Source organism: Janibacter sp. CoH_79_TC_3 (assembly GCF_058197955.1).
In genome coordinates this window covers 58,377-67,608 of the sequence record NZ_JBXWIV010000017.1, presented here as the reverse complement: position 1 = coordinate 67,608, position 9,232 = coordinate 58,377, and the positions used below count along the sequence as shown (strand labels likewise).

Sequence of the window (9,232 nt, the reverse complement as noted above, 5' to 3'; positions counted from 1 at the left end):
TATGCTTTGTACTCAACAAAAAACTTGGTAACCCGCCTCTTCAGTTTGAGTTGCTTATTTCAAGTTGAGAGTGGGGTGTCAATACATTATTTATAGTCAATAACTATAGTTGGCAGTTTACTTGATACTGTTGACCATTATCTGAGGTGATGGTCATAATGCCAAAGTCTGCTTTGGTATGCCAGTCATAGGTGGTCTTTGGGTTTACATTGTTTACATAACGTACGCCAGAGCCTGATACTGCTTGCTCTAGCGTGATTTTTGCGTCTTGTAGACCTACTTTTGGCAAGGTGATGTTTAGGTTGGCCGCTTGACCCTCCGCTGCATAGGCGGCAGTAATCATGCCGTTGTCTTCACAGGTAAATGACTGAACGACTGGTTTGGCAGCAGTGGTTGGGGCGGCGGTGGTCGGAGCGTTGGTTGCACAAGCGGCTAACAAAACGGTAAAAGGAGCAACAGCAAGTAATTTTTTCATAAACGATATTCCTCAATTTGGTAAGTGAATGTGAGTTGTTATACTGAGCAATATGATACATGCTCAAATGTAATTTCGTGTTGTGGTTAGAGTTTACCAAGGTAATTATTTCTGTCTTTTTCGTGATTTGCTACATCCTTATAGCCTAAATGATTGAGTGATATTTGGTTTTTTGTTTACACTGTTTTTTTATTTAAGATAAATACCAGTACCGCCCCTAAGATGACTATACTGGCGATTATAAAGTTGAGCGTCAGCTAACTTTCTTACTTTTTAGAGTAACTCAGCTGCTTGTAATGCTATTTCTTTAACATCTAAGCTAAGGGCTAAATCTGCATTGATCAAATCTTCAATATCGAAAAATCTAGCTTCTAGGGCGTCATCACCTGCTAGAGGATCACCAGAAACCCAAATACAAAGTACGGCTACAAGAACAAAATGGTGACGAAGCTTACCACTACTATCAAAGTCAAACGCGTCTACAGCGTTAAATGTCTTAAAGGCTTTTGATACAATGCTTGTCTCTTCATAAAGTTCACGAACGGCAGCATCTTTAACAGTTTCCCCACGTTCAATTTTACCACCGGGAAAACCCCATCGACCTGCATCGGGTGGGTTAGCACGGCGTACTAAAAGCACCTTTCCATCTTTAAAAAGTACTCCAATAGTAGCTACTATTGGACGTAGGCTCTGTGGTTCGTATTGTATTATAGGTTCATTACTTAGTATATTAGACATAAAAACTCAATTGAGAATAGGACATAGAGGATAGCTTAATATTCAAGTCCTCACTAGGGGACCGAACCAGTGAAGGCACCTGATTGATTCGCCATAGGTATACTCAATAAAATTCAGAGGAGCAATAGACACTTTAAGAACAACATGCGTTCCTGCGTCATTTAGTGTGATAGCGTACAAACGGTACTTAAATATCGGATACGCATGGAGAGCTCACAAGATTTTATAGGTCATTGGACAGAATATAGCCGCGGTAAAATTCCTACCAAGCTGTGATCATATTCCTACCGACTGAGGACTTTTCCAAACTCTGTACAACTAGAATTATCCCCGCAAGTCTCTGTTTCAATTGTAAATATTATTCTTATGCTGTAGAAAAAAGCGACTTTATCAAATTAAAATGTAGTGCTCGCAATGCTTGTACATTATGTAAATTAGCAAAACATGCATCTACGTATACTCAATAAAATTCAGAGGAGCAATAGACACTTTAAGAACAGCATGCGTTCCTGCGTCATTTAGTATTTTTAACTTTTTACGCCTGTAGGCTCCAACTGTAAATCCTCGATCTTAGGTTGTTATTAGTAAGGCAGAGGCATAGCTTTTGAAACCATTTTTCTTTATATTGTCACTTAGACAGGCTGGGCATTTGATGTATAGTGTCATTTGCATTTCACTATTTATCAATTTCTCAGCCTGTTTTTTTTCAGCCTACTTTTTGAACCACCACCCGGATATAAATGTAGCTATGAATAAAACAACTTTTAAAATATCGAAGATGGACTGCCCTTCGGAGGAAAACCTAATCCGAATGAAATTAGAGGGCCACTCGAATATTGAACATCTTGAGTTCGACATTCCTAACCGTCAATTAACTGTGTTTCATCATGACAATATAGAAGGGATAGAGACTGCTATTCATGACCTAAAATTAGGAGACACCCTACTCTCGACCGAAACCATTGACCCCTCTGATCCCAACAATAATTTTAAAATTGATGCTGATTCTAGTCACAAAAAAGATGCTGAGCAAAGAAAGCTACTATGGATAGTGCTGGTCATTAACTTTGCTTTCTTTATTATTGAAATGAGCACGGGACTGATTTCTCGTTCGATGGGGTTGGTCGCCGACAGCTTAGATATGTTAGCAGATAGCTTCGTGTACGGAATTAGCTTATTTGCGGTCGGTGGAACGGTCATTAAGAAAAAACGGATTGCTAGAATTGCCGGATATTTTCAAATTACGCTAGCGATTCTTGGTTTTTTAGAAGTACTAAGACGTTTCTTTGGCAATGAGCAGTTACCTGACTTTTCTACCATGATAGTCATATCGATTCTTGCGCTAATTGCAAACTCGATTTGCCTCTATTTACTACAAAAATCGAAAAGCAAAGAAGAAGCCCATATGCAAGCCAGTATGATTTTCACTTCAAACGATGTGATTATCAATTTAGGGGTAATTGTTGCAGGGATTTTGGTTAATTGGTTACACTCTAGTACGCCTGATTTGATTATTGGTAGCATCGTATTTGCTTTAGTTATTCAGGGCGCCTTTAGAATATTGAAGTTGAGTAAGTAGCCAAGCCTAATAACTGAAGCAAATAGCTCAAGTAAGTAGCTCAAGTAAGTAGCTTAATTAAACCGCTAAGTGTAAAGTAACTGGGTTTGAAGCAAATAAACATCATAAGGATATGAGACCTCAAGCAATGATTGAACAAACTTTAAATCTAGTCACCACCAAAGACCATCAGCAAGTTGCCGTTTGGCGAATAATAGATGATGAAGTCTTTGATAAGAATCTGGTGGTGGTCAACTAATTTAGGACACTAATAAAATTCAAACCTACATCGCCATTACTTATAACCCTGAGTCGAGAACGGATAATAATTATAAGCGTTGGGGCAACTTTTATGACCGCCAAGATCTGTTAGTAGGTGACGAGTTGTGTCAGGTGGTTAATTTTCAGAGACCTTCCTAAATTTTGTGTAAGTATTTAATCTAAACGTCAGTTACACAGAATCTGGGATGGTCTCGAGGATATAGAGGTAATGTCAGTATTTTGACTCATGGCATTCGCAGCTGATAGTGCGTCATCAGCGCTGGGCGACTGGACAGATAAGGCGATAACGCCACCAAAAAACACTAATGAGGTTGCACCAACAGTCAATAATAAGGGTTTTAATAGAGGTAGGCTCATAAGATTGTACTCCGTCTATATTATTAGGGAATACAACTAGCATACGGGGTAAATATTAACTCAACCTTAAGCCCACGCCGATTAATTTTTATCGTTTTATCAGATGCTTGATATCGCTTTTTTATGTCTTATCGTGACGATAAAGCCAGTTTCTGGTTGAGAGCGGTTAGCAAACTCTAACGTCAGACCGTGCAGCTCTGCTATTCGATTGGCAATGGATAGCCCAAGACCGCTACCTAATTGGCTTTGACCTGCTGGGCGATAAAAGCGCTCGCTTAAGCGCGTCAGTTGTTCTGGCTCGACGCCACTGCCATTATCGACCACTCTAATAGCATTGGTGTCGAGCTGAAGTTCAATCAAAGCGCCCTCGGGACAATAGCGAATGGCATTGTCCAACAGGTTACGGATGAGCAGTTTGAATAAAATTGGATTGATAAGGATGGGTAGAATATCAGCAGGATTGTCACAGTTCACAGTGCGTTTTAATTGCATGTGCTTTTCACGAGCCAGCCGATTGACATCACTGAGTACAATATCCGTTAGCATCAACCAATCCGGACTTTCTAATTGCTCAGGAGGTAATTGTTGTTGCGGTTCTATTTTGGCTAAAATCAGCAGTTGATCGACCAAATGAGTGGCCCGCTCAATGCCATTGCTAATGTTTTGGGCATGATAGAACAGCTGATTATCGTCTTCTACGCCAGATAACTGCAATATCTGCTGCTGTAACAAATCAGCTTGTAGCTTTAACGCCGCAAGCGGGCTTCTAAGCTCATGTGAGGCATCGGCGGTAAAGCGCTGCTCACGTGCTAGGGTATCCGCGACTTTTACAAACAAGACATTTAAGGCGCTCACTAACGGTTGGATCTCTTTGGGCACGTCCGCTGTGATGGGGCTATCATCTTGCGGTTGACGCTGTTCAAGCGCACTACTAATCTGAGTTAACGGCATAAACCCCCGCCGGATCAGCCACACCACCAAACCCATAAATGCAAATAGCCCAATCAACATCGGCAGCACTTGCACGGACATGGCATCAGTAATCATCTCTCGGCGAGATTTGAGGTTCTGTCCGACGGCAATGACCCGACCTTCATAGTCATGATCATCATGGACGTAAAATAAACGCCAGCGCTTACTAAAAGGGTTGAGGCGCTGATAGGCAGAATCATGCTCTTCTAAAAACCCATGCTGGTCTGGCAAAAAAGCAAATGATTGACCATTTTCATCAGCCATTAATAGACGGCCTTTTTTATCCCAAATGGCAAAGCCCATATAGTCATCCTCAGCCTCACCAAGATCACCTGATAGCTGCTTACTTTTTAACGCATAGATTTTGGGCGTGTGCTTTTTGTTATCATCCCTTTGCCTATGATGGTCTTTATCGTCCTCTTCTTTGGGGGCGACCCCTATTAAATAACGGGCAACTTGAGTGATTTGGGTGTCATTCATCTCATTGATTTCGTGCCAAAGCTTCCACGCAATAAAGCTTGAGGTAAGCACCCACAGCAAAGGTAAACCAATCAGTAGCGATGTTAATAGCCGTTGCTGAATACTTTTCATAGGCTCACCAAGTAGCAGACAAAGTGGAGGCACCAAAAACAGACCGTTGAATGCCTAACGGTGGTTAATGGTGGTTATGGACTGGATTGAGATAGTAGCCAATACCGCGTTTGGTCAAGATAAAATCATTGCCCAGTTTTTTACGTAAATGATGAATGTGTACTTCAATGGCATTGCTTTCGATATCTTGTTGCCACCCATATAGCTTGTCTTCTAAGCTTGCGCGGCTGTGGATTTGCTTAGGGTGGGTCAGCATTTGCTCTAAGATTGCCACTTCTTTGATGGTTAATTCTACCATTTTGCCTTGATAAGAGACTTGCTGATTCTGAGGCTGATAGGCCACTTCGCCATAACAGACTTCAGGTTGACACCGACCTTGGCTGCGTCTCATCAATGCTTGTAGACGGGCAATCACCTCATCTAATGCAAATGGCTTCACCAAATAATCATCAGCGCCGGCATTGAGTCCTGCCACACGATTGGCAATCGCATCGCGAGCGGTGATAATCAATACTGGCGTATCTATGTGTTTTTCCCGCCAGTTTTTTAGGACGGTCATGCCATCACCTTTTGGCAAGGTCAAATCCAGCAGTACCGCATCAAACATGCCATCTTGCAGCGCCATCTCACCTTGCTTGGCATCACCAAACCAATCCACCATCATGCCATGACTTTTTAAGCCAAGGACAATTCCATCAGCGATGGTGCTGTCGTCTTCTATCAATAATATGCGTGCCATAAGTGCTCCATCGCTTGACTTATTTCATAGTAGTCGGCTTGTCTGTCACCGTTTTTTTGCCCGTTATCATTGATTTAATGAGGTTTTGGCGTTGCCAGTAACTCATGGCAATCGCTGCGATGATATGTAGAGGAACCAGTAGATATAAGCTGTTTGCTAATAACTCATGAATCTCTTCAAGCACCTCTTTATCACCAAACAGCCCTGCTTCCATCAGATAACCGGTTAGTCCTAACCCTATAGTCACAGCCCATAACGATAACATCATCAGTGCGGCCAAGGGGTTATGACCAAGATTCTGCTCATCAACGCGTCGAACGCTTAAATCTGATACATGCCGTTTGAGTCGTTTTGGTGTGGGGAAAAAGCCAGTAAAGCGTGCATAGCGCGTGCCAACCAGACCCCAAAGTAAACGTATGACCACCAGTCCCAAAACGGTATAGCCGACATACTCATGCCACTCACCACCATCTTCGGTAAAAAACAGATTAGCAATAATACCAGCTGCGACTGTCCAATGAGTCACTCTTACTAATAGGTCCCAAACTTTTACTTGCCTCGCTTTAGGCATGTTCGGTACATGTGCAGAAGAGTCGTCCCAATTAATGATGTCTTTTTGGCTCATGGTTGTCACTCCTTAATCATTTGTTTGTTTATTGACAACACCCGCTGCTAAACACTGAAAATCAGCAAGATATCGTAAGCAGACGAGATATCACATCATCTGCCTTATCGCTATTACAACAAACAAATCTTAAGGTGAGCTTAGGACGTTAAAACAGGTAAATCATTGTGCAGCGAACCGGTAGCCTACGTCGTGCCATAGACACCACTTAAGAATTATTTAAGAATCAGGCTGTATAATCAGCCATGCTTTTTCAATAAATGTATACTTAGTAAATCAAGCCTTCTTAACGTGAATAAAATAATTTTTAGGGAGATTCTTATGGCTGTAAAGTCATGGCAAGTAATCAGTAGTATCGTACTGATCACATCAATCACTGTACTCATGCAAATTCCCTCTGAAACGTGGATAACGTCAGCAACAGTCAGCTTGATTATGGGTGCATCGGCTTTAGCCTGCATGGCAAGCTCATGCATACTCGCTAGCCGTTGGCACGGTGTTGAACGGATCTTTGGCGGTCTGGACAGAGTTTATGAAGCGCATAAGTGGATTGCTATATGGGCACTTGTCTTCGCTGTCTATCATTTTTTATTCAAAGCCAAGCTAGACTCTTGGGAGCTTGCACCAATTTTAGAATTATCCAAATATTGGACGCGGATGGTGCGTCAACTTAGCCTTGTCGCGCTAGGTCTGATTATACTACTGGCACTGAATCGGAAAATCCCCTATGGCAACTGGCGTTGGTTGCATAAGTTCTCAGGTCCACTTTTTCTAATCGTTATACTACATTGGCTGAGCTTTGAGTCTCCCATCACACTGACTAGCCCAGCAGGTATTTGGTTAGCACTACTTTGTTCTGTAGGCGTGATTGCAGCATTGTACAAGATGATATTGTACCCATTCATTGCCAAAGCCGGAGAGTATAAGTTAGTCGCTATATCCCAGGGCAAAGCGGCGGTACACTTGGAGTTTGAGCCAGTCCGTAAAGGGTTTCAATTTAAGGCTGGTCAATTTGCCTTTATCTCTCTTAAAGAACCAGGTTTGCACGAGCCGCATCCTTTTACCATAGCTAACGCACCTTCTGATACTGGACACATCCATTTTGTGATTCGAGCATTGGGTGATTATACAAAAAAGCTAAATGAACAAGCCAAAGTGGGTATGTTGGCTGATATTTATGCGCCTCATGGTAATTTTAAACGTATATCAAATGCAGAGCGTGAAATCTGGATTGGTGCCGGAGTAGGAATCTCTCCCTTTATTTCTTGGCAAGAGGATAAAACTATCGGTCATTTTGAACGTGCCACTCTGATATATTGCTTCGATCCTGCGCGTGTTTTTCCAAGTGTTGAGCGTATGCAGGAGATGACAGAACAGTCTGGAGTAGATTTCGTAGCCAACCCAAGTGGCAGTAATGCCATGGCTGAAACCATTCGGCAAGTCGCCAGTGAAGTTAATCCAAAGCAGATTCAGATTAGTTTTTGCGGTCCAAAAGGGCTTTTAGGAAAAGTACAAGAGTTAATGAAAGAAAATGGTATTCCTGCCAAAAATATTCATTATGAGTTTTTTGATTTTCGCTAGAACACGTACAATTTGCCGTGCTTAACACAAACCCAATAAGACAAATGGCACGCTGGCTCAAGTCATAAAGTCATCGGTGCTAGTGCTAAGTAGGCGAACGACAATGGTATACAGATTAATTTAAGTCATCGAACGTTGATCAGGAGCCTGGTGGTTTAAAGGCCGTCTTATACTTAATGGTCTACAGTGACTTAACATGAAATGGATATACCGCCATTTCATGTTAAAAAGGACACTACTGTGTACACGGAGCTACTATAAATAACTAGGAGTGATGATAACAATAGCGTACAACCGAATATTCAAGTCCTCACTAGGGAACCGAACCAGTGAAAGCACCTGATTGGTTTCCTATAGGTACGCTTTATTTTAATTTAAACTAATTAGAGTTCACCGTAACCCTAGGTCCAAAACTTTCTATATGCTTTCTTAAGGTAAATACTAAGTTTCCAATCTCAGCTTCACCATTACAGTTGAATTTATACTCTAACGGAGTTAATCCATTTAAATCGCTTGCAACTTTAATTTCCGTTCCGCGTGGCAAAGCTAATAGGGTTCTACTTCTCGTTAAATGACCCATAAATAATCCTAATTCAAAAACAACATTATCTCTAGGTACTGAATGTTCAATCCCTCTTGTATTAATAATATCGTCGCCTTGCATAATGGCTAAACCAAAATCTGATTCTTTTACAGCTTTTTCTAGAGACTCTATAGTATAGGATCCAGCGTTAAACACGCCACTTTCATTCCAAATAGTCACTTCTATATCATCGTAATCGAGAGCATGTTTTATTTGTTGTGCAATTCCTAACGATTCCACCGTGCTTATAATAAAAAGCTTAGATTTTTGATTACTAGGATCGATAAGCTGATTCCTTTCTTCTAATCTTTCAGATAAATCAACAGCTATAAGATGGCTTATCTCAGAATACTCTTGTAATAAATCATCAAAAAAATCAGCAGTAATTTTAAATGTGACAATATCGCACTTTGCGATCAGTGTCGCTGATCTAGGTTTAGTTGGACTTATAGCTGACATCTCACCAAGACTAATTCCTGGCGATCTTGTATAAGGTAGTTTTTTACCATTAATAATTATTTCAACCTCACCAGCTAGCAGAAAGTAGATATCTTGATCATAACTACCCTGCTCAATGATAACTTCCCCAGTTTTGAAGCTTACTAAGCTTCCATTTTCTATCACTTTTTTAGCTATTTCAATATTATTCAGAATAAATTTTTGCTTTAGTAGCTCTGTTTGCAAGGTTTTTTCGCTCTGCTCAAATCTAGACATTAAAGACATATTCATTA

At 41.1% G+C, this 9,232-nt stretch carries 10 protein-coding genes and 1 pseudogene; 3 read left to right on the top strand and 8 right to left on the bottom strand.

The annotated features are described in order from the left end of the window. Positions 1-103: 103 nt before the first annotated feature. The 3 genes and pseudogenes from AC2FA3_RS12370 to AC2FA3_RS12360 form a co-directional block, all read right to left on the bottom strand. Positions 104-475, bottom strand: coding sequence for an MliC family protein (locus AC2FA3_RS12370; RefSeq protein WP_312749189.1), 372 nt, complete (start codon positions 473-475; stop codon positions 104-106). Positions 476-748: 273 nt separating this feature from the next. Further along, positions 749-1,213, bottom strand: a complete 465-nt coding sequence (locus AC2FA3_RS12365) for an NUDIX hydrolase (protein ID WP_007115209.1) — start codon at positions 1,211-1,213, stop codon at positions 749-751. A 597-nt stretch (positions 1,214-1,810) separates the two neighbouring features. Then, positions 1,811-1,885 (bottom strand): annotated as a pseudogene (locus AC2FA3_RS12360) (IS1 family transposase); the annotation flags it as partial. A gap of 139 nt (positions 1,886-2,024) precedes the next feature. Between AC2FA3_RS12360 and AC2FA3_RS12355 the strand changes: the two are divergent. Both AC2FA3_RS12355 and AC2FA3_RS12350 read left to right on the top strand, forming a co-directional pair. After that, entirely contained in the window at positions 2,025-2,792 is a 768-nt protein-coding gene (locus tag AC2FA3_RS12355; RefSeq protein WP_490509828.1) for a cation efflux transmembrane domain-containing protein, read from the top strand. A gap of 112 nt (positions 2,793-2,904) precedes the next feature. Continuing rightward, entirely contained in the window at positions 2,905-3,030 is a 126-nt protein-coding gene (locus AC2FA3_RS12350; protein ID WP_256713876.1) for a hypothetical protein, read from the top strand. Positions 3,031-3,218: 188 nt separating this feature from the next. On the opposite strand, the gene AC2FA3_RS12345 is transcribed toward AC2FA3_RS12350, so the two are convergent. From AC2FA3_RS12345 to AC2FA3_RS12330, 4 genes are all read right to left on the bottom strand, one after another. Further along, positions 3,219-3,410 (bottom strand): hypothetical protein, encoded by a 192-nt coding sequence (locus tag AC2FA3_RS12345; RefSeq protein ID WP_312749190.1) that lies wholly within the window; start codon positions 3,408-3,410, stop codon positions 3,219-3,221. A 99-nt stretch (positions 3,411-3,509) separates the two neighbouring features. Beyond that, positions 3,510-4,973: an ATP-binding protein gene (locus AC2FA3_RS12340; protein ID WP_011959972.1), complete on the bottom strand. Its 1,464-nt coding sequence runs from the start codon at positions 4,971-4,973 to the stop codon at positions 3,510-3,512. A 64-nt stretch (positions 4,974-5,037) separates the two neighbouring features. Continuing rightward, positions 5,038-5,712 (bottom strand): response regulator, encoded by a 675-nt coding sequence (locus AC2FA3_RS12335; protein ID WP_312749191.1) that lies wholly within the window; start codon positions 5,710-5,712, stop codon positions 5,038-5,040. Positions 5,713-5,731: 19 nt separating this feature from the next. After that, the gene (locus AC2FA3_RS12330) at positions 5,732-6,337 is read right to left on the bottom strand and encodes a cytochrome b/b6 domain-containing protein (protein ID WP_020444589.1); all 606 of its coding nucleotides are present in this window, start codon (positions 6,335-6,337) and stop codon (positions 5,732-5,734) included. 321 nt (positions 6,338-6,658) lie between these two features. Between AC2FA3_RS12330 and AC2FA3_RS12325 the strand changes: the two genes are divergently transcribed. Beyond that, a complete protein-coding gene (locus tag AC2FA3_RS12325) occupies positions 6,659-7,918 on the top strand; it encodes a ferredoxin reductase family protein (RefSeq protein ID WP_289050823.1) in 1,260 nt (419 codons plus the stop codon). A gap of 379 nt (positions 7,919-8,297) precedes the next feature. Here the strand turns inward: AC2FA3_RS12325 and AC2FA3_RS12320 are convergent, their stop codons facing one another. Continuing rightward, positions 8,298-9,224: a TIR domain-containing protein gene (locus tag AC2FA3_RS12320; protein WP_312749193.1), complete on the bottom strand. Its 927-nt coding sequence runs from the start codon at positions 9,222-9,224 to the stop codon at positions 8,298-8,300. Between the last annotated feature and the right edge of the window lie 8 nt (positions 9,225-9,232).

Excerpts from the sequence above, each read along its gene's own strand:
- AC2FA3_RS12370 (WP_312749189.1), bottom strand. The coding sequence starts at position 475 with ATGAAAAAATTACTTGCTGTTGCTCCTTTTACCGTTTTGTTAGCCGCT.
- AC2FA3_RS12365 (WP_007115209.1), bottom strand. The coding sequence starts at position 1,213 with ATGTCTAATATACTAAGTAATGAACCTATAATACAATACGAACCACAG.
- AC2FA3_RS12355 (WP_490509828.1), top strand. The coding sequence starts at position 2,025 with ATGAAATTAGAGGGCCACTCGAATATTGAACATCTTGAGTTCGACATT.
- AC2FA3_RS12350 (WP_256713876.1), top strand. The coding sequence starts at position 2,905 with ATGAGACCTCAAGCAATGATTGAACAAACTTTAAATCTAGTCACCACC.
- AC2FA3_RS12345 (WP_312749190.1), bottom strand. The coding sequence starts at position 3,410 with ATGAGCCTACCTCTATTAAAACCCTTATTATTGACTGTTGGTGCAACC.
- AC2FA3_RS12340 (WP_011959972.1), bottom strand. The coding sequence starts at position 4,973 with ATGAAAAGTATTCAGCAACGGCTATTAACATCGCTACTGATTGGTTTA.
- AC2FA3_RS12335 (WP_312749191.1), bottom strand. The coding sequence starts at position 5,712 with ATGGCACGCATATTATTGATAGAAGACGACAGCACCATCGCTGATGGA.
- AC2FA3_RS12330 (WP_020444589.1), bottom strand. The coding sequence starts at position 6,337 with ATGAGCCAAAAAGACATCATTAATTGGGACGACTCTTCTGCACATGTA.
- AC2FA3_RS12325 (WP_289050823.1), top strand. The coding sequence starts at position 6,659 with ATGGCTGTAAAGTCATGGCAAGTAATCAGTAGTATCGTACTGATCACA.
- AC2FA3_RS12320 (WP_312749193.1), bottom strand. The coding sequence starts at position 9,224 with ATGTCTTTAATGTCTAGATTTGAGCAGAGCGAAAAAACCTTGCAAACA.